We start from the raw sequence: 20,294 nt of genomic DNA on the forward strand, positions 1-20,294 counted from the left end.
TTATTGTCGTAGAAAAATAACAATTTTTTGGAAAGAGAGTGCTGCTTATGATTGATATACATTGTCATATATTACCTAATACAGATGATGGTGCGCAATCTCTTTCCGATAGCCTTAATATGGCTAGGATGGCAGTAGATCAAGGGATTCGTAAAATTGTAGCAACACCTCACCATTTAAATAATTCCTATGAGAATCCCAAACACTCTATTATTGAGAGAGTGAAAGAGTTAAATGAGGCTTTACGTATAGAAAAGATAGAGTTAGAGGTTTTACCAGGACAAGAAGTACGGATTCATGGTGAAATGCTGCAAGGGTATGAGAGGGGCGAAATCCTCCCCGTTAATCACACGCCGTATATACTAGTAGAGTTTCCATCGAACCATGTGCCTAGGTATACGGAAAAGCTGTTTTATGACCTGCAGGTGAATGGTCTTATACCTGTAATTGTTCATCCCGAACGGAATCAGGAAATCATTGAAAATCCTGATTTATTATATCGGTTTGTAAAAAAAGGGGCTTTGACCCAAATCACAGCCGCAAGTGTATGCGGAGACTTTGGTAAGAAAATTAGGAACTTCTCACTGCAATTAGTGGAAGCCAATCAAACTCACTTGATTGCGTCGGATGCTCATAATATTAAAAACCGCAGCTTTAAAATGAGTGAAGCATTTGAAGTGATTGAAAAAAAGTATGGGATAGATGCTGTTTTCCTATTCCAGGAAAATGCTGAACTGCTTATTGAAGGTAAGTATGTCTATAAAGAAGATCCTGAACACATCAAAAAGAAAAAGTTATTTAAACTATTTTAATTAAGCGGTTTTGAACGAAAAATTATATCTACATCATTTCAGGGATAAATCCTGAACGGCGAGGCTTCTCTGTCCGTTATACATGGAGGCACTCAATTGTGCTGTGGGAAACAATCAGCAAATCCTTAGACGCCTGTCGTCAATGGCATGATGTGAGGTTGGGTTAAAGGCCTGGAACAAATAAATATAGAAAAAAATAATAAATATCTAATGAAAGGCCAGGTGAGGTGTCAACTGAGTTTCCATTAGGTATTTATTTTTTTGTCAAAAATTCAGTTTAACTAAATAAAGAGATAAAGGGGGAATGTTCAGGTGACATATAAGAAAAGATTAACGACACTTGCCATACTGGATTCTATTATTGTGTTAACGGCTATCTACATAAGCTATTGGACGCTAAATCCGTGGATCCACATCTTTAAAGTTGAGATGCTGTTTGTTACGGCGATTACCTTATTAGTTTGCCATCATCTATTTGCTGCTTTTTATCATCTTTATAATAAGGCCTGGCAATATGCGAGTGTCGGTGAACTTATTGCGATTGTCAAAGCTGTTACGTTTTCGATTGCGGCAACATCAGCCATGCAGATGTTGGTTTTTCATAATACGTATGTACGAGCATTACTGATTACCTGGATGCTACATGTGCTGTTAATCGGTGGTTCAAGGTTTTCATGGAGAATGTTTCGAGACAACATTATGAACAAACAAAAAGAAATCAAAAAAACACTGATCATCGGTGCTGGTTCAGGCGGCACGATGGTAGCTAGGCAGCTACTAAATAATCATGACATTGACCTTAAGCCTGTTGCATTTATCGATGATGATCCAAAGAAATACAAATTAGATATTCTTGGGATACCTGTAGTTGGTTGTTCGGACTCAATTGCACAAACGGTTGAAAAATATCAAATTGAAAACATTGTGATTGCGATTCCATCTTTAAAGCAAAAAGAGTTAAAGCGGATTTTTGAGGAATGTGCAAAAACAAAAGCAAAAACGCAAATTATTCCCAAGCTGGAGGATTTAATGACGGGGAAGGTTTCTGTCAATCAATTCCGTGAAGTTCAGGTTGAGGATTTATTAGGAAGAGATCCTGTGGAGTTAGATATTGGCAGTATTTCAGAAAAAGTATCAGGAAAAACCGTGTTGGTTACGGGTGCTGGTGGATCGATAGGTTCCGAAATCTGCCGACAAATTTCTAAGTTCAATCCGAGAAAAATTGTCTTAGTAGGGCATGGTGAGAACAGCATCTATCAAATTGATATGGAACTACGTAACTTATATAGCGCACAAATTGAGATTGTTCCAATGATTGGTGATGTTCAAGATCGGGCAAGAATGTTTGATGTGATGGAAGAACATAAGCCGTTTGTTGTCTATCATGCGGCGGCACATAAGCATGTACCATTAATGGAATACAATCCGAGAGAAGCTGTAAAAAATAATATCTTTGGAACAAAAAATGTGGCTGAAGCGGCAGAAACATTTGGTGTTCATACATTTGTCCTGATCTCATCTGATAAGGCAGTTAATCCACCTAACGTGATGGGTGCAACGAAACGCTTTGCGGAAATGGTCATCCAGAGCTTAGCTCAAACTAGCAGTACTAAATTTGTTGCGGTTCGATTTGGGAATGTACTTGGCAGCAGAGGCAGTGTTATTCCGTTATTTAAAAAGCAGATACAAGCAGGTGGACCTGTAACAGTTACACACCCTGATATGACAAGGTATTTTATGACGATTCCAGAGGCGTCTCGACTGGTTATTCAATCGGGAGCATTGGCAAGAGGCGGCGAAATCTTTGTGTTGGATATGGGTGAACCGGTAAAAATTGTGGATTTAGCTAAAAACTTAATCAGACTGTCAGGATATACAATAGAAGAAATCGGGATTGACTTTGCAGGGCTCCGCCCAGGCGAAAAGATGTATGAAGAGCTACTGAATGAAGGAGAAATACATCCACAGCAAATATTTCCGAAAATTCATATTGGGAAAGCAAAGGTAATGGATATAGCTGTAGTAAGCAGGTTAATTAATCAACTACTAGAGATGTCTGAAAAGGACATGCATGATACCTTAATCGGCGTGGCTAATAATAAACTTGACCCTTCAAGTATTATGTTTGTTGTGAACTAGACTATTATACTTACTATTAGATATAAAAATTATATAAACGACTTGTTAGAATATCAGAATGTAAAGGATGAATAGAATTGAAAAAAGTAAGAAAAGCAATTATTCCAGCTGCAGGTCTAGGAACAAGATTTCTGCCAGCAACGAAAGCCCAGCCAAAAGAAATGCTTCCAATCGTTGATAAGCCAACCATTCAATACATTGTTGAAGAAGCGGTTGCATCAGGTATTGAAGACATTATCATTGTGACTGGAAAAGGGAAACGTGCGATCGAAGACCATTTTGATTTTGCACCAGAACTTGAACAAAATCTGTTGGAAAAAGGAAAGCTAGATTTGTTGGACAAGGTTCGATACTCTACAAATCTTGCAAATATCCATTATATCCGTCAAAAGGAACCAAAAGGGTTAGGCCATGCTGTTTGGTGTGCTAGAAACTTTATCGGTGATGAGCCTTTTGCTGTTCTTTTAGGTGATGATATTGTTCAAAGTGAAACTCCATGTTTAAGACAATTGATGGATATATATGAAGAAACGCATTCATCGGTAATTGGAGTCCAGACTGTTCCTGATAACGAAACACATCGTTATGGGATTGTTGACCCTACAGTTCAAGATGGTCGAAGATATCAGGTTGAGAACTTTGTAGAGAAGCCTGCACCAGGTACAGCTCCTTCTAACCTTGCCATTATGGGAAGATACATTCTTACGCCTGAGATTTTTATGTTCTTGGATAAGCAGCAAGCGGGTGCTGGCGGTGAAATTCAGTTGACGGATGCGATTCAGAAATTGAATCAGATTCAGCGGGTGTTTGCTTATGATTTTGAGGGTAAGCGGTATGATGTTGGGGAAAAGATTGGGTTTGTGAAGACTACGATTGAGTTTGCGCTGCAGAATCCAGAAATTAGAACGGAATTGCTTACTTATCTTGAAGAGATTATGGATGATATTAAAGTGAAATAAAAAATTTACTTATATAAGCCCCTGTTCATTTGTCATGTCGATATTAATATGGGCAGGGGTTATTGTTCATTAAATTTTGGTTAATTAGTAGTTGGTTGGAAAAAAGTAATACTGAGATTCCAATTTAGTCCTAGTTGACTAAAAACAATAAAAATAGGTGTAACTTAACAATGGAAGGAAGTTTTTTGACAATGGGAGATAGAATATTTCTTTCATCACCACATATGAGTGATGAAGGTTATGAAATGAAATATGTGAAGGAAGCTTTTGATACAAACTGGATTGCACCTCTTGGAGAAAACGTGAATCAGTTTGAAAAAGAATTAGCAGCTATGGTGGGTTCTAAATCTGCAGCGGCACTATCCTCAGGAACAGCAGCTATTCATTTAGCTCTTAAAGCTGCTGGAGTGGGGGAAGGGGATATTGTCTTCTGTCCAACGCTAACATTCTCTGCTACAGCGAATCCAATTATCTATCAAAATGCAATTCCAGTTTTTATTGATAGTGATTATGAGACTTGGAATATGTGCCCTAAAGCATTAGAAGAAGCTTTTGAGAAATACCCAAATGTTAAAGCCGTGATTGTTGTTCATCTTTATGGATTATCTGCAGATATGGATAAGATTATGGAAATTTGTAAGAAACATAATGTAGTAGTAATAGAAGATGCTGCGGAATCTTTGGGTACTTATTACAAAGGTAAACATACTGGGACTTTTGGTGATTATGGGATTTTCTCTTTTAATGGGAATAAGATTATTACCACCTCCGGTGGTGGGATGTTGGTTTCTAATAATGAAGAGAAGGTTGCTAAGGTGAGATTTTGGGCAACTCAGTCTAGGGATCAAGCAAGGCATTATCAGCATAGTGAATTAGGATTTAATTATCGTATGAGTAATGTTGTGGCTGGGATTGGTAGAGGGCAGCTTAAAGTGTTAGATCAGAGAGTTGAAAAGAAAAATTATATTTATGAATTTTACAAAAGGCAACTTGGTGGACTTGATGGTGTGGAGTTCATGCCAAGCAATGAATGGAATGAACCTAACTATTGGTTGAGTTCAATGATTTTAACCGGTAATGTTAGACCGATAGATATTATGGAAGCTCTTGAAAAAGAAAATATTGAGTCAAGACCTATTTGGAAACCAATGCACAAGCAGCCGTTTTTTGAGAAGTATGATTTTGTTGGTACTGATGTATCGGAGAAATTGTTTGATAAAGGTGTTTGTTTGCCGTCTGATACTAAGATGACGGATGGGGATTTGGAGAGAGTTGTAGAAATTGTTAAGGGGTTGTGGTTAAAGTAATGAAAAATACCAAAGGTGGTATTTATAGTAGGTTTATAAAAAGACCGATGGATTTTCTTTTATCTTTGATTGCTATTATAGTTCTCAGTCCGGTCCTTTTAATCGTTGCTATTCTTGTAAGAAAAAAGCTAGGCAGCCCTGTGTTATTTAAACAGCAAAGACCTGGTTTAAATGGGAAGATTTTTGTGATGTATAAGTTTAGAACGATGACGGATGAAATGGATGAGAATGGGGAATTACTTCCGGATAGTATTAGGTTGACTACGTTTGGAAGATTGCTAAGGTCCTCGTCTATTGATGAATTGCCGGAACTTTTTAATATATTAAAAGGTGACATGTCCATAATTGGTCCGAGACCATTATTGGTCCAGTACTTGCCTTTATATAATGAACGCCAGAAACGACGACATGAAGTAAGGCCTGGTTTATCAGGGCTTGCGCAATCTAGTGGTAGAAATGCTATCAGTTGGGAAGATAAATTTAACCTTGATGTCGAGTATGTTAATAATATTAGCTTCATACAAGATTGGAAAATTATCTTTTTAACGATTAAAAAGGTTTTTGTTAGAGAAGGTATTAATTCAGAAACTTCAACGACAATGGAACCCTTTAAGGGTTCCAAAGAAGGATAGATTAGAATTATGAAAAATAAACTTTTGATTATTGGCGCAAGTGGACATGGTAAAGTTTGTGCTGACATTGCTTTAAAGATGAATAGATGGGAAACTATTGCTTTTTTAGATGATGATGAAAGTGTCAAGTCATCAATGGGAATAGAGGTTATAGGGAAATCAATCGGTGCGATTAGTTATTTGAATGAATATGACATATTTGTAGGAGTTGGTAATAATTCTACTCGTCAAAAGATCATGGAAAAACTTAAAGATGCGGGTGCGAGTATTGTAACATTAATTCACCCTAAAGCTATTATCGGGGAAAATGTTGAATTTGACTACGGTACAGTTGTTATGGCTGGAGTAGTAATTAATAGCTGTACCAAAATTGGTAAAGGTTGCATTATCAACACTGGAGCTACAGTTGATCATGACAATTTAATTGGAGCTTTTGTTCATATATCACCTGGAGCTCATTTGGCTGGTAAGGTGAAAGTTGGTAATGGTACATGGTTGGGTATAGGTAGTATAGTAATTAATAACCTAAACATCAGTAGTGGCTGCATAATCGGTGCTGGTGCTGTAGTAGTAGATAACATACTTGATGCTGGAACTTATATTGGGACTCCGGCGAGAAAGATGAAATGAAATAACTAGCAAATGTGGGGAGTAAGAGTTGAAGATTTTATATGTTACAACAATATCTAATACAGTAAATGCTTTTTTGATACCGCATATTAAACTATTAATTGAAAAAGGAAATCAGGTTGATATAGCTTGTAACATAGTTCAAGAAGTAAGTCCTGAGTTGAAGAAGTTGAATTGTAAAATACACAACATTGAATTTCAAAGATCACCATTTGGGAAAAGTAATTCTATTGCTTATAAAAGAATAAAAAGAATAGTTATGGAAGAAGGATATAATTTAGTCCATACACATACTCCAGTTGCTTCTTTTTTAACAAGATTTGCTTGTAGAAATATTCCTAATTTAAAAATGTTATATACAGCACATGGATTTCATTTTTTTAAAGGAGCTCCACTGAAAAATTGGATAATATATTATCCCATTGAAAAATTATCTGCAAAATGGACCGATGGGATAATCACAATTAACGAAGAGGATTATTTATCGGCAAAAAAGATAATGAAAAAAGATAGAGACGTGTTCAAAGTAAATGGAGTTGGAATAGATACAAAGAAATTTTCTCCTCAAACACAAGAGATTAAACAAAAACTACGAAAAAAATATGGATATAATGATAGTGACTTTATTTTAATTTATGTTGGAGAGCTAAGTTATAGGAAACACCAGGATTTGCTTATTGATACAGTTGGAGAATTGAATAATAAAATACCAAATTTAAAACTTTTATTAGTGGGTGAAGGACCTCTACAATTACAATATCAGCAAAGAGTAAATAAATTAGGATTAAATGATAACGTAGAATTTTTAGGTTTTCGTAATGACATAAGCAACCTAATGAGTTTATCTGATATGGCTGTTTCTTCATCAAGGCAAGAAGGTTTACCGGTTAATATTATGGAGTCAATGGCCACAGGATTACCAGTTATTGTTACTGATTGTAGGGGGAATAGTGATTTAGTAATTCATAATAAAAATGGCTACCTAATAAAAAAAGAAGATATAAAAAGTTTTGCTAAAACGATTGAAGAGTTATATAAATCAGATGAATCAATAGGGAAATTTGGTAAAGCAGGGCTTAAACTTGTTGAAAAATATTCACTTAATAACGTATTAGAAGAAATGGAGAATTTATACTTTAGGTACTTAAAATAAACATGTTAAAAAGAAATAAAAAAGCTATTGAAATTGAATAATAAAAAGTGAGGATGGAGATTTTTAATGCCACGTATATCAGTAATCATGGGGGTATATAATTCAAACAATGAAAAAATAGTAAAACCTGCAATTAATTCAATTTTAGATCAGACTTACGTAGATTTAGAATTTATCATATGTGATGATGGATCAACCGATGGGACATACGAATTGGTAAAAAGTCTTACAAAACATGATGATAGGGTTATTTTAATAAGGAACAAAAAAAATATGGGTCTAGCAAAGTCTTTAAATAATTGTTTTGAATTAGCTAGAGGCGAATATATAGCTAGAATGGACGCTGATGATATTTCTTTACTTGATAGACTTGAAAAGCAAGTAGTTTTCTTAGATGACAATTCGGATTATGATTTGGTAGGGTGTAATGCAATATTGTTTGATGAAAAAAGTGATTGGGGTTATAGGGAAATGCCCCAATACCCAGAAAAAAACAACTTTCTATTCGGTCCACCATTTATTCATCCATCTATATTAATTCGAAAAAGTGTAATGAAGGCATTAGAAGGATATCGAGTAGAAAAAGAAACATTAAGATGTGAAGACTATGATTTATTTATGAGACTATATGCTATGGGTTTGAAAGGTCATAATATCCAAGAAAGGTTACTAAAAGTTCGTGTCGATCATGATGCATATAAGCGAAGGAAATATAAATATCGAATTGATGAAGCAAAAGTAAGATTTAGAGGATTTAAAATGTTGCATTTGATGCCTATAGGTTTGTTTTATACTATTAAGCCTTTAGTTGTTGGTCTTATACCTCAAGGGATTTTAGAAATTGCAAGACAAAAAATATAACAAACTTAACATTACCTTATCAAAGTAAATTATTTTAAACATGAAATCAAAGACTTGACATATATGGTTGCTAATTTTGGAGGATTGAAGATGTATTTTGAAAATAACCCTAAACGAATTCTTCATGTTGTTAGTAGTATGAATCGTGGTGGTGCTGAAACAATGATAATGAATCTTTATCGTCAGATAGATCGAACAAAAATTCAATTTGATTTTGTTTCCCATGTAACGGATAAAAGTGCTTATGATGACGAAATACTATCACTGGGAGGACGAATATATAAGATTCCAAGTCTCGGGCATTCGGGACCAGTGTCTTATACAAAAAATTTATGTAATATATTGAAAAAAAATGGACCTTTTACTGCAGTTCATGCTCATACGGACTTCCAAACTGGTTTTGCTGCTCTTGCTGCAAGATTATCAGGTGTGAAAGTAAGAATTTGCCATTCACACAACACAGCTTGGAAACCAAATCTAAGAATGAGAGATAATGTATTATTTTGGTTTTGTAAGCAATTAATCTCCTCGAATGCTACTTCATATTGTGCTTGTGGTGATGAAGCAGCTCGTTTTCTTTTTAGTGATTATGTATATAATAGTGGGCAAGTAAGATACTTGCAAAATGGCATTGATCTTGAACTTTTTAAACAATACTATGATGCAGATAGGCAACATATTCGTGCACAATTTGGAATATCAGATGATACTATTTTAATTGGTCACGTTGGACGGTTTTATGAGCAAAAAAATCATGTTTTTATTGTAAATTTAGCTGAGAAAATGAAAAAAAGGGGTTTAAATTTTAAAATATTTTTAGTTGGTGATGGCCCTTTACGATCTGATATAGAGAAAAGGGTAGTTAACAAAGGGCTTGATAACCATTTTAAATTTTTAGGAGTTCGTGATGACGTACCAATGTTAATGAGAATATTTGATGTTTTTATCTTACCTTCTTTATTTGAAGGTTTACCAGTAGTATTAGTAGAGTCCCAAGCGATAGGTACCCCCTGTTTAGTATCAGATGTCGTTACAGATGAAGCTGATTTAGGTCTTGGTTTAATCGTTAAAAGAAAACTAAATGAGCCATTAGAAAAATGGATAACTGAAATTCTTAATATTAATAAGCTAAAAAGACCCATTTGGGAAAAAATTCATATGAATCTTTCAAAGCGAGGATATAATGTTCAGGACAATATTGTCATCTTAGATGACTTATATCATATTAATAAATAAAGTCAGGATAATGATAAATGAGTATTTACATGTTTAATCTTTTATTTGTTTACTTTTGGTCTTGGTTATCATCATTTTACGGAAAGAAAGATATATCATTGCCAATTGGTTATAGACCCAATAATTTAATGGTTTATATCTCAATAGTATCACTTGTGCTTGTGTCAGGTTTACGGTATGGAGTAGGTACAGATTATTGGACATATTCGCTTTTATACAATATTGCTGGGATAAGGGATCTTGGTGATATTATTGGTTGGGGAGAATCCGAAACAGCTTCAGATTCTGATGTGGGGTTTATCGTTTTTCTATGGGTCTTAAACAAAATAACCGATAACCCTCAATTAATGTTTTTGATAACAGCTCTTATTACTAACATCTTAATTGTTAGAACTCTTCGTGACTATGTAAAACCATTTGAATTAGGTATATTTTTATATATTTGTACCTTTAATTATTATTCTACTTTTAATGGTGTAAGGCAGTACTTAGTCGCAGCTGTTATTTTTTGGTCATTCAGGTATCTTATTACAGGAAATTGGAAAAAGTATTTTACGATAATAATCCTCTCTTCCACCTTTCATGCATCTGCGCTTATTATGATACCAGTATACTTCATTGTTCGTAGAAAAGCTTGGACAAGTTTTACCTTTGTCCTTACATTGTGTTTTGTCCTAGCAGCAATGTTATATAATAAATTCATTTCCTTATTAATGTTTTTAATAAAAAACACACAGTACGGACACTATGAAGAATGGTTCACAAACAATTCAAATGGTATGAATATAATTAAAATTTTCGTTCTTTTAATACCGCTTGTTATTTCATACCTTTATAGAAATAAGATAAGGGAAATTTGGCCAGATGGCGATTATGTTGTGAATCTATGTATTATAAACTTCTTATTTGGTTTATTGGCTACTAGGGATTTTATATTTGCACGATTTAGTATTTATTTTGGTCTATATCAATTACTATTAATTCCAATCTTTACAAGATTATTTGATAAAAAAACAAATACATTAATATATTTTATCCTTGCAGTTTGCTTTTTTGTATATAGTTACATGTTACTTCCAGTTGATTCAAATGTTTTACCTTATAAAAGTATATTCTCTAAATAACTTATTCCAAGGACACCGATTTAAGCACAATATATGTGATTCATTCCATATTAACATAGTAAGATTTTAAAAAAATAATTATCGCTGCAAATTCAATGTTGGTTTAAATGCTGCGAAAAGGAAATTAAAACACATTAATATACGAAAAAGTCTCGGAGAAATTATGAGAAAATATGTGAGAATTAGTTTTATAAAAAAACTATTGGGAGCACGTTATGAAAAAAAAGATATTATTTGTAACATACGACTTAGGGGTAGATGGTGCATCCAAAAGTCTTATAAATATACTTGAACAAATAGACTACGATAGATATGATGTTGACCTATTTTTATGTCTTCAACGCGGAATGTTTATGAAGTTTATACCAGAGAAGGTTAACGTTTTACCTACAATTAAGATATTAAGTGCATTGACTATGCCTATTAAAAGTTCTTTAATATCCTTATTAAAACAAAAGCACTTTACACTATTTTTCCCAAGACTAAGATACCCAATTAACTATAAATTTAAAATGTCCTTGGCAAATGCAGCGCAACAGGTTTGGTCGGCATTTTCCGAGTATGTACCACCAATAGAAAATAGATATGATGCAGTAATAAGTTATCAAGATCATTGGATAAAATATTTTATGGCTGAAAAAACAAAATCTAACGTTAAGATTGCTTGGAATCATTGTAATCTTTCAAAAACTGAAATAAATATAAACGTAGAAAGTAAATATATTTCTTTGATTGACCATTGGGTAACTATTTCTGATGAATGTAGACATGTTTTAGAAAGCATGTTTCCTGATTCAAAACAAAAAATAAAAGTTATAGAAAATATTATTTCTCCTTCTGTAATCCGTCATATGGCACATCAGGTTAATGCATTTTCTGACGATAATTTTAAAGGGAAACGTATTGTTACTTTAGGAAGGCTTGCTCATGAAAAGGGCATTGATATTGCTATAAAAGCTTGTAATTTAGTGGTAAAGGCAGGATATGATATACGGTGGTATGTTATAGGTGATGGGCCACAAAGAGAAGAAATTGAGAAGTTAATAAAGAAGTATAATCTAGAGGACAGGTTTATTTTGTTAGGTATAAATTCTAATCCGTACCCCTATGTTGCAGCGGCAGATATATATGTTCAACCCTCACGTACAGAAGGGAAATCTATTGCAATTGAAGAAGCAAAGGCATTATCAAAGCCAATAATTGTTACAAATTATCAAACCGTTTATGATCAAATAAAACATAAAAAGACCGGTGTTATTGTACCTATTAGTGAAGATGGTATTGCAAAAGGGATTAAGGAGGTATTAAATAAACCAGAATTAACAAAGGAAATTTCAAAGAATCTCTCTTATTATTCCGGGAACGAAAATGAAGTTAACAAATTGTATGAATTAATAGGAGGATAGATAATGTTACCAGCTGTAAGCATAATAGTTCCAATTCACAATGCCGAAAAGTATATTCACAGATGCATTGATACTATAATTGAACAAACCTTGGAAAATATAGAAATAATACTAGTAAATGATGGTTCACCTGATAATTGCGGGAATATCGCAGAAAAATACGCGAAAATCGATAAAAGAATAAAAGTAATTCATCAGGAAAATTCAGGGCCAGGTATGGCTCGAAATGCAGGAATAAATGCAGCTAGAGGAGATTATATTGGTTTTGTGGATCCAGATGATTGGATTGAATCTAATATGTATGAAGAACTTTATAATTTTGCTAATAAATATTTTGCTGAAATATGCATGTCTGGATACAATTGTATTTTACCAACTAATATAAAGGAAATTATCAATTCACCTCTACCAAATGGAACATATAATAAAGAGAGTGCCATTGAAGTATTATTTCAAATGATTGGTCAAAAGTACTCAAAAATAAATAAACCTACCGTAATGGGGAGTGTTTGTTGGAGTATATATAAAAGAAATTTCATTATTGAGAATGGTATATTCTTTAAAAAGGAAAGAAGAGATTTTGCCGAAGATTTAATATTTAATATTGAATCACTTTATTATTGTAAGAAGCTTAGTGTAGTAGATTCCCCACTTTATAATTATAGAATTAATAATAATTCATTAGTAAAGAAATACCGAAAAAATAAGTGGGATACCCTACTTGCTTTACATGAAGAAATTTATCATCTTTTACACAATAAAGGATTAATTTCTAAATGCAGAGAGCAATTAAATACTAATATATTAAGCTATGCCCTTGAATCCATAGTAAATGAATGCAGAAGTGAAAATACTAATACTTTTATTGAAAAGTTACAGACAATTAAAAGAATCACAGAAAATGACAGACTCCAAAACGCCCTTCATAGTTTTCCATTGAATATGTTGCCTGTTAAGGAACGCGTTATTTACTGGTTTGTAAAACAACAATTTAATGCAATTCTCGCTTGTTATTATACAATGCGATTCACTACAATTTAAATGTGCTAATTGAAGAATTTATAAATTATTTATAAAGTTTCTGAATTGAGGTTGATCAAATGGTTAATCAAAAGATAAGTGTTATAGTACCAATTTATAATGTTGAAAAATATTTACCTCAATGTATAGAAAGTATTATTAATCAAACATATAAAAATTTAGAGGTAATATTAGTAAATGATGGTTCTCCTGATAACAGTGGGGAAGTTTGTAATTTCTATAGAAGTAAAGATAATCGGATTAAAGTCATTCATAAAGATAATGGAGGTCTTTCTGAAGCAAGAAATATAGGGTTAGATAATGCGTCAGGGGATTATGTTAGCTTTATAGACTCGGATGATTACATTCATGAAAGGTTTTATGAAATATTATTTAACATGATTATTTCAACTAATGCAGAAATTGCCCAATGTGGATTTACAAAGGTATACGAAGAAAAAAATATAAAGGGAAATATTAAGAATCAGGTAATAGTACCAACCAGTAACAAAAATATACTAAATAAGATCGAATCTCTTACCAGTTTATTTAATCAAGATTATGTTGTTTCTGTGGTTGTTTGGAACAAGTTATATAGGAAAGAATTATTTGATAATATAAGGTTTCCTGTAGGTAAAATACATGAAGACGAGTTTACAACGTATCAATTATTATACAAATCAAAGAAATTGGCTTTAACTAAAATTCCATTATATTACTATTTGCAAAGAACGAATAGCATTATGGGAGAAAAATTTAATAGCAAGCGGCTTGATGTTTTGGAGGCATACTCTAATCAAATTTCTTTTTATACCCAAGAAAATTTATTTGATTTAAAAAAGCTTGCTTTAAACAGACTAGAATCTTTAATTAGAGAATATATGATACTTGTCCTTAATTCAGATTTAGCTAACAAGGAACAAATTTTTAATTTCTTGGTAAATTATTATCGGAATAATTTCCATTTTTTTTATCACCAATTGGATCAGGTTGGGAATAGGAAACTGATATCTTATTTATTAAAATATTGTCCCATAGGTATCGTAAAAATATTAAATAGAATAATAGTTTTAAGAATGAATATTACTAGAGTTTTAAATCAAAGAAAAGGGTAATTTTAACAAATGGACAAAAATACTAGAGGTGATTATTATTAAATCGATAAAAAGGTTTATTCCATTAACAATTAAAAAAGCTTTATTGAAAATATGGGAATCACAGCAAGCGCGAAGGAAGTTGGATAAATTCATTCAGGAAAGCAATAAAAATAGGATTTTTTTAATTGGGACCCCTAAACATGGGAATCTTGGAGATCAGGCAATTGCGCATGCAGAAATGAAATTCTTAGAGGAAAATTGTAAGGATTTCGATATTTTTGAAATACAATTTGATGATTTTACCTATTATTTTAAAGCATTGACGAAAGTTATTGAACCTAAAAATATTATAATGTTACACGGTGGGGGGAATATGGGCGTTGAGTATCTCCGGGAGGAAGAATTAAGAAGAAGGGTTATTGTTAATTTTAAAGACAATAAGATAATTTCATTTCCACAAACCATTTATTTTGGGAACACAGACTTCGGTAAAAAAGAGCTCAAAAAAACAATTAATATTTATAACTCGCATCCAAATCTAACAATAATTGCAAGAGAAGAAATATCGCTTCAAATGATGAGAGGTATATTTACACAGAATAATGTAATTTTAACACCAGATATCGTGATGTATCTAAATGAAGATAAATTTACTAGGGAGAGAAAAGATATTCTATTTTGTTTCAGAGATGATACTGAAAAGGTAATTAGTTCTGAATTAAAGAAGAAATTATATAATGAGCTATCAAATCAGAATAATATTATAATAACTGATACTGTTGTTAGTTTTCCTATAAACAAAGATATAAGAGAAGAGGAACTAAACAAAATTTGGACATCTATCAGACAGTCAAAATTGGTTATTACAGATAGATTACATGGAATGGTGTTTGCAGCTATTACTTCTACACCATGTATTGCACTTAGTAATTATAATCAAAAAGTTAAAGGCACTTATAATTGGATTAAACATCTTCCATATATAAAATTTGTAGAAGACGAGAGTGATATTTATAATCAAATAAACGAAATGATGAAAATAAATCATTCTAAATATAATAATAATTTTGCAATGAAATACTATAATGAAATAATAAACAGTATTAAATCATAAGCAAACTAGTATTTAATAGTTTATCAATTAAATTTTATAAAAGTATAAAACGGCATTTTTTTGCTTTTGAAAGTATGTGGGATATATTATGAGTGAAAGTAGAACAAAAAATACTGCACGTAATATTACATTTGGAACACTTAATCAGGTAGTTACATTATTGCTAAATTTTATTAACAGAACCATATTTATAAAAATACTTGGTCCGGAATACTTGGGTATTAATGGTCTTTTTTCAGATATATTAATGATGCTTTCCTTGGCAGATTTAGGTTTTGGGACTGCAATGATTTATAGCTTTTATAAGCCGCTAGCAGAAAATGATAATAAAAAAGTAGCTGCACTAATTAAATTCTATAGAAAAGTATATAGTATTATTGCTTCTTGTGTATTCGTGATTGGATTGACATTAGTGCCATTTCTTAGATATATAGTTAATTTAGAAAGTCCAATCGCTTATCTAGAAGTTTACTATTTACTTTTTTTATCAAATACAGTAATTTCTTATTTATTTGTGTATAAGGCATCAATTATAAGTGCTGATCAGAAGAATTATCTTATTTCTAAATACCAGATGAAGGTGAATTTTTATAGGACTGTTTTTCAATCATTAATTTTACTTTTAACTAGAAACTATTTATTATATTTATTTATTCAGGTAATAGCTACATTTATTAATAACATAATAATTTCACGGTTAGCAGATAAATTATATCCATATCTAATAAATTCAAGACAAAAACTTGATAGGAATGAGAAAAAACATATATTTGAAAATATGAAATCAATATTTATATATAAAATATCTGGTGTCCTATTAACTGGAACCGATAATATATTGATTTCAATGATGATAGGAACTATTTGGGTTGGTATATATTCTAATTATATTTTGGTCTTAACTGCAATAAATAGCCTCATAAATATAATTTATTCCTCTGTAACTGCAAGCATTGGGAATGTAATAGTAACAGAAAAACCCAAAAAGCTTTTTGAAATCTTCAAATCAATGCAGACAGTTAGTCTTGTTATTAGTTGCTTTGTTACAGTTTGTTTATATATGCTAATCAATGATTTAATTAATATTTGGTTAGGGCCCGATTATATTTTAGATGATTTAATCTTAATATCAATTATTTTCAATTTTTATTTAGGAAGTGTAATACACCCAATATGGTCTTATCGTGAAGCAACTGGATTATTTGTACAGACAAAGTATATTATGCTTTTTGCTGCAATTTTAAATATTTTTTTATCAGTACTTATGGGGAAATATTTAGGGTTAGCTGGAATTATTTTTGCATCGTCCATTTCAAGATTAGTAACTTACTTTTGGTATGAACCCAATTTATTATTTAGGGTGTATTTTGAAGAGAAAGCTAAAAAATATTATATCCCATTGGTAATAAACCTATTAATTACAATCTTGTTGATAGTTGTTCTTAAAGTTTTGTTTAATTTTTTTACTATAGATACTTGGTATAAATTTTTTATTAAGATTATTATAGTGTGTTTGATAACATTAATAACAGTTATTATGGTTTATCGTAGAACAAGTGGTTTTAAAATGGTATTAACATAAAATAAAAACATTAAAAAATAATATTTAAAGCTTTGTGAAGTGAATTATTGTTAGATATTTCAATTACTTTCTTATGTAAACAAAAGGTGGAGAAAAATGATTAGTATTTTAATATTATCATATAATGCACGTGAATATACCAAACATACTCTAAAAACACTAAGAAAAACAAAAGGTATAGATTATGAGGTTATTGTTTTAGATAATGCTTCCGATTCAAAAACAAGACGAATGTTAGTTAGTTTACAAAAAAAAGGATTTATTGATAAATTAATTTTTGAAAAGGAAAATACATTTTTCGCCAAGGGAAATAACACTGCCTCTAAGCTTTGCGATGTAAACAGTGAGTACATTTTATTATTAAATTCAGATGTTGAAATAAGAGATAGTTTTTGGTTACAGAAATTACTTAAAAATCATAAGAAAGGTGCGACTGCTTACGGAGTGGTAAATTCGATTATTCCACGAGCTGATGGTTATTGCCTGCTTATTGATAAAGAATTGTATGAAAAATATAAACTGGATGAAAGTTATCAATGGTGGTGGTCTGTTACAAAATTACAGGGACAATTGTTAAATGAAAATTATAATATAACAGCAATTCTTAGTCATAATAATATGATTTTCCACTATGGTGGTAGGTCAGGAGACGCTTGGATGAACGCATCGGGGATGCAGACAAAGCAAGAAGAGGTTAAAAGTTGGTTTAAACATAAAAGTGCTACAATTATAGAGTCTATCTCGGGGGAAGATGGAGAATACAATAAATTTGCACTTGTTAATATAAGATATGTATTGGATAAAATCATAAAAAAAGTAACTAACAGAGTATTTAATTTTGCAAAAAGTTGAGTTTTGCCGAAATTAAAGGAAAGAATCCGGAAAAATTTTTTTGTTAGAGAATTTCTCTAAATAGCTATACTACTTATAGATGGAGCCGGTTACATTGGGTAGTTATATTTGTTTTTAATATAGGTTATGAACGTATTATCATTGATAATTTTTAAATTATTAAAATGGAATAATAAAATATCAGTGCCCGTCACTCCCCGAATATATTTATTTCATAGAGTTTTTACACAATAGGTTTTACTTAGATATCGGATGTCTGACGGTTAAGATAATAAAAAAGAATAGAAGAGTAGAGGAAAAGGGAGAGAAATGGTTTTAAGCAATTTTCCTCCTTATAAAAATTAGAGAGGGTTTATACAAATGGCTATACTAGTTACAGGCGGAGCCGGATATATCGGCAGTCATACGTGTGTTGAACTGCTGAGCGTTGGCTATGAATTAATCATATTAGATAATTTTTCAAACAGTAAACCCGAATCATTAAATAGAGTCCAAGAGATTACAGGAAAAAGCTTTAAGGTTTATAAGGTTGACTTGCTTGATCGAATTGGTCTTGAAGATGTGTTTTCAAACAATGATATTGAGGCAGTTATACATTTTGCAGGGATGAAGGCAGTTGGAGAGTCAATGATGGTACCACTTCATTATTATCATAATAATATCACTGGAACTCTTATTCTTTGTGATGTTATGAAGAAGTATGGAGTAAGGAACTTGGTGTTTAGTTCATCTGCTACCGTTTATGGTATGCCTGAGCGAGTACCAATTTCGGAGGAATTCCCTCTTGGAGCAACCAATCCTTATGGTCGGACAAAGCTGATCGTAGAGGAGATTTTACGTGATTTGTATGTTTCGGATGACAGCTGGAGCATTGCCTTACTACGATACTTTAATCCAATTGGTGCACATGAGAGTGGTATAATTGGAGAAGATCCAAATGGTATCCCTAACAATTTAATGCCTTTTATTACTCAGGTAGCTGTAGGTAAATTGAAAGAACTACAAGTGTTTGGTAGTGATTATCCAACAGTAGATGGAACCGGCGTAAGAGATTATATTCATGTAGTGGACCTTGCTAATGGACACTTAAAAGCTCTTGAGAAAGCAAGGTCTTCAAATGGTGTAGAAGCCTATAATTTAGGAACCGGAACGGGTTATAGTGTATTAGAAATAGTATCAGCATTCGAGAAAGCATCTGGTAAGAAAGTACCTTATCGGATCGTAGATAGAAGGCCAGGAGATGTAGCAGTCTGCTATGCAGACCCAGCAAAAGCAAAAAACGAACTAGGCTGGACTGCTGAAAAGGGAATTAAAGATATGTGCCGAGATTCTTGGAGATGGCAAGAAAAGAATCCGAATGGGTATGATAGTAAGGTATTAGTAGAATCATAATGAATTAATAAAGAACAGTCTACTTTTTTATTGACTGTTCTTTACTTTTTGATGGTGTGACCGCGGTGTTCAGATCCTTGCCCATCTCCAGGTGTCGCATTTCCTGCAGCACGAGCATCTTTCCTCCACTTATACTATACAATGTTGCTGCTGTTATCCCAGTCTCCAAAGGTTGTTGAAATGAGTCTAAATTTAGTATATTTAGATAGCCTCCTAGTAGTTATGTCAAGATTGATTCCAATTACGAATAAAAAATTATCGTCTAATCCATCCATCAGGAGTATTAAGCTCCCTAATTACTTTTACTGGAACTCCCCCTGCAACTACGTTTGGCGGTATGTCCTTATTCACAATGCTACCAGCTGAAATAACTGAATTTTTTCCTATTTTTACTCCCGGAAGGATCGTACACCTAGTTCCAATCCAAACGTTATCCTCGATTATAATAGGTTTTTTTAATTGTTCACTAGTGACATCTGCATCTAGTAAATGATAATCACTATCTAAAATACTCGTTCTCGGACCAATTAAAACATTATTACCGATACGGATTTCTTTGGATGCGGCAATACCACATCCTGCGTTAATAAAGACGTCATTTCCGATAGTAAGCACAGCATCTTTTTCTACAGTCAATTGTGTAGACCACGGTCGGCCAACGATGCCTAAACGCTTACCTATAGTAAGTTCGCCAATTTTGTTAACATATAATTTACCTTTTATTGAAGGACTATCATTGAGTGAATAACCAGTATTTCCAAATTGATTAAATCCTCTCAATTTTCTAACGGTAAATATATACCTATTAAATAATTTCTCTCCAACTTTCAAAAAATCTCCCCCGTTAATTGGTTATCATCTTCCAACAGTAATAATACAGGGGAATAACAATTTTTACTAGTTCATTAAAAACTTGTCTCAGATTGTCGAAAATACTATTAAGGAATAAACCGCAGCCTTGCGTTCATGTTTTTCGTT

At 32.3% G+C, this 20,294-nt stretch carries 18 protein-coding genes; 17 read left to right on the forward strand and 1 reads right to left on the reverse strand.

Annotated elements, in window-relative coordinates:
- Positions 1 to 47: 47 nt before the first annotated feature.
- From QFZ28_RS03830 to galE, 17 genes are all read left to right on the forward strand, one after another.
- On the forward strand, positions 48 to 812 hold the full coding sequence (locus QFZ28_RS03830) for a tyrosine-protein phosphatase (RefSeq protein ID WP_307193421.1): 765 nt from the start codon (positions 48 to 50) through the stop codon (positions 810 to 812).
- 312 nt (positions 813 to 1,124) lie between these two features.
- Positions 1,125 to 2,951: a polysaccharide biosynthesis protein gene (locus tag QFZ28_RS03835; RefSeq protein WP_307193422.1), complete on the forward strand. Its 1,827-nt coding sequence runs from the start codon at positions 1,125 to 1,127 to the stop codon at positions 2,949 to 2,951.
- Positions 2,952 to 3,028: 77 nt separating this feature from the next.
- Positions 3,029 to 3,910 carry a UTP--glucose-1-phosphate uridylyltransferase GalU gene (galU, locus tag QFZ28_RS03840; protein WP_307193423.1) on the forward strand — a complete coding sequence of 294 codons (882 nt, stop codon included), beginning with the start codon at positions 3,029 to 3,031 and terminating at the stop codon, positions 3,908 to 3,910.
- A 191-nt stretch (positions 3,911 to 4,101) separates the two neighbouring features.
- On the forward strand, positions 4,102 to 5,217 hold the full coding sequence (locus QFZ28_RS03845; RefSeq protein ID WP_307196942.1) for a DegT/DnrJ/EryC1/StrS family aminotransferase: 1,116 nt from the start codon (positions 4,102 to 4,104) through the stop codon (positions 5,215 to 5,217).
- Positions 5,217 to 5,849 (forward strand): sugar transferase, encoded by a 633-nt coding sequence (locus tag QFZ28_RS03850; protein ID WP_307193424.1) that lies wholly within the window; start codon positions 5,217 to 5,219, stop codon positions 5,847 to 5,849. The genes QFZ28_RS03845 and QFZ28_RS03850 overlap by 1 nt, the downstream gene beginning before the upstream one ends.
- A gap of 9 nt (positions 5,850 to 5,858) precedes the next feature.
- Positions 5,859 to 6,479: an acetyltransferase gene (locus tag QFZ28_RS03855; RefSeq protein WP_307193425.1), complete on the forward strand. Its 621-nt coding sequence runs from the start codon at positions 5,859 to 5,861 to the stop codon at positions 6,477 to 6,479.
- Positions 6,480 to 6,507: 28 nt separating this feature from the next.
- The gene (locus QFZ28_RS03860) at positions 6,508 to 7,632 is read left to right on the forward strand and encodes a glycosyltransferase family 4 protein (RefSeq protein ID WP_307193426.1); all 1,125 of its coding nucleotides are present in this window, start codon (positions 6,508 to 6,510) and stop codon (positions 7,630 to 7,632) included.
- A gap of 66 nt (positions 7,633 to 7,698) precedes the next feature.
- Complete coding sequence (locus QFZ28_RS03865) at positions 7,699 to 8,493, forward strand: glycosyltransferase family 2 protein (RefSeq protein WP_307193427.1); 795 nt, start codon at positions 7,699 to 7,701, stop codon at positions 8,491 to 8,493.
- A 90-nt stretch (positions 8,494 to 8,583) separates the two neighbouring features.
- Entirely contained in the window at positions 8,584 to 9,729 is a 1,146-nt protein-coding gene (locus QFZ28_RS03870) for a glycosyltransferase family 1 protein (RefSeq protein ID WP_307193428.1), read from the forward strand.
- Positions 9,730 to 9,746: 17 nt separating this feature from the next.
- Positions 9,747 to 10,853: an EpsG family protein gene (locus QFZ28_RS03875; RefSeq protein ID WP_307193429.1), complete on the forward strand. Its 1,107-nt coding sequence runs from the start codon at positions 9,747 to 9,749 to the stop codon at positions 10,851 to 10,853.
- Between the two features lie 215 nt (positions 10,854 to 11,068).
- A complete protein-coding gene (locus QFZ28_RS03880) occupies positions 11,069 to 12,259 on the forward strand; it encodes a glycosyltransferase (protein WP_307193430.1) in 1,191 nt (396 codons plus the stop codon).
- Positions 12,260 to 12,262: 3 nt separating this feature from the next.
- Positions 12,263 to 13,300 carry a glycosyltransferase gene (locus tag QFZ28_RS03885; RefSeq protein WP_307193431.1) on the forward strand — a complete coding sequence of 346 codons (1,038 nt, stop codon included), beginning with the start codon at positions 12,263 to 12,265 and terminating at the stop codon, positions 13,298 to 13,300.
- A 59-nt stretch (positions 13,301 to 13,359) separates the two neighbouring features.
- Positions 13,360 to 14,394 carry a glycosyltransferase gene (locus tag QFZ28_RS03890; protein WP_307193432.1) on the forward strand — a complete coding sequence of 345 codons (1,035 nt, stop codon included), beginning with the start codon at positions 13,360 to 13,362 and terminating at the stop codon, positions 14,392 to 14,394.
- A 28-nt stretch (positions 14,395 to 14,422) separates the two neighbouring features.
- Positions 14,423 to 15,490 carry a polysaccharide pyruvyl transferase family protein gene (locus QFZ28_RS03895; protein ID WP_307193433.1) on the forward strand — a complete coding sequence of 356 codons (1,068 nt, stop codon included), beginning with the start codon at positions 14,423 to 14,425 and terminating at the stop codon, positions 15,488 to 15,490.
- An 88-nt stretch (positions 15,491 to 15,578) separates the two neighbouring features.
- Positions 15,579 to 17,072 (forward strand): lipopolysaccharide biosynthesis protein, encoded by a 1,494-nt coding sequence (locus QFZ28_RS03900; RefSeq protein ID WP_307193434.1) that lies wholly within the window; start codon positions 15,579 to 15,581, stop codon positions 17,070 to 17,072.
- Between the two features lie 96 nt (positions 17,073 to 17,168).
- On the forward strand, positions 17,169 to 17,924 hold the full coding sequence (locus tag QFZ28_RS03905; RefSeq protein ID WP_307193435.1) for a glycosyltransferase family 2 protein: 756 nt from the start codon (positions 17,169 to 17,171) through the stop codon (positions 17,922 to 17,924).
- A 360-nt stretch (positions 17,925 to 18,284) separates the two neighbouring features.
- Positions 18,285 to 19,316: a UDP-glucose 4-epimerase GalE gene (gene galE / locus QFZ28_RS03910; RefSeq protein ID WP_307193436.1), complete on the forward strand. Its 1,032-nt coding sequence runs from the start codon at positions 18,285 to 18,287 to the stop codon at positions 19,314 to 19,316.
- Between the two features lie 255 nt (positions 19,317 to 19,571).
- On the opposite strand, the gene QFZ28_RS03915 is transcribed toward galE, so the two are convergent.
- The gene (locus QFZ28_RS03915) at positions 19,572 to 20,147 is read right to left on the reverse strand and encodes an acyltransferase (RefSeq protein WP_307193437.1); all 576 of its coding nucleotides are present in this window, start codon (positions 20,145 to 20,147) and stop codon (positions 19,572 to 19,574) included.
- Positions 20,148 to 20,294 lie beyond the last annotated feature (147 nt).

Origin of the sequence: Neobacillus niacini, assembly GCF_030817695.1 — a bacterium.
GTDB classification, from domain to species: Bacteria; Bacillota; Bacilli; order Bacillales; family Cytobacillaceae; genus Neobacillus; species Neobacillus niacini_F.

Excerpts from the sequence above, each read along its gene's own strand:
- QFZ28_RS03830 (WP_307193421.1), top strand. The coding sequence starts at position 48 with ATGATTGATATACATTGTCATATATTACCTAATACAGATGATGGTGCG.
- QFZ28_RS03900 (WP_307193434.1), top strand. The coding sequence starts at position 15,579 with ATGAGTGAAAGTAGAACAAAAAATACTGCACGTAATATTACATTTGGA.
- QFZ28_RS03870 (WP_307193428.1), top strand. The coding sequence starts at position 8,584 with ATGTATTTTGAAAATAACCCTAAACGAATTCTTCATGTTGTTAGTAGT.
- QFZ28_RS03865 (WP_307193427.1), top strand. The coding sequence starts at position 7,699 with ATGCCACGTATATCAGTAATCATGGGGGTATATAATTCAAACAATGAA.
- QFZ28_RS03885 (WP_307193431.1), top strand. The coding sequence starts at position 12,263 with ATGTTACCAGCTGTAAGCATAATAGTTCCAATTCACAATGCCGAAAAG.
- galE (WP_307193436.1), top strand. The coding sequence starts at position 18,285 with ATGGCTATACTAGTTACAGGCGGAGCCGGATATATCGGCAGTCATACG.
- QFZ28_RS03880 (WP_307193430.1), top strand. The coding sequence starts at position 11,069 with ATGAAAAAAAAGATATTATTTGTAACATACGACTTAGGGGTAGATGGT.
- QFZ28_RS03845 (WP_307196942.1), top strand. The coding sequence starts at position 4,102 with ATGGGAGATAGAATATTTCTTTCATCACCACATATGAGTGATGAAGGT.
- QFZ28_RS03890 (WP_307193432.1), top strand. The coding sequence starts at position 13,360 with ATGGTTAATCAAAAGATAAGTGTTATAGTACCAATTTATAATGTTGAA.
- QFZ28_RS03875 (WP_307193429.1), top strand. The coding sequence starts at position 9,747 with ATGAGTATTTACATGTTTAATCTTTTATTTGTTTACTTTTGGTCTTGG.
- QFZ28_RS03850 (WP_307193424.1), top strand. The coding sequence starts at position 5,217 with ATGAAAAATACCAAAGGTGGTATTTATAGTAGGTTTATAAAAAGACCG.
- QFZ28_RS03855 (WP_307193425.1), top strand. The coding sequence starts at position 5,859 with ATGAAAAATAAACTTTTGATTATTGGCGCAAGTGGACATGGTAAAGTT.
- QFZ28_RS03905 (WP_307193435.1), top strand. The coding sequence starts at position 17,169 with ATGATTAGTATTTTAATATTATCATATAATGCACGTGAATATACCAAA.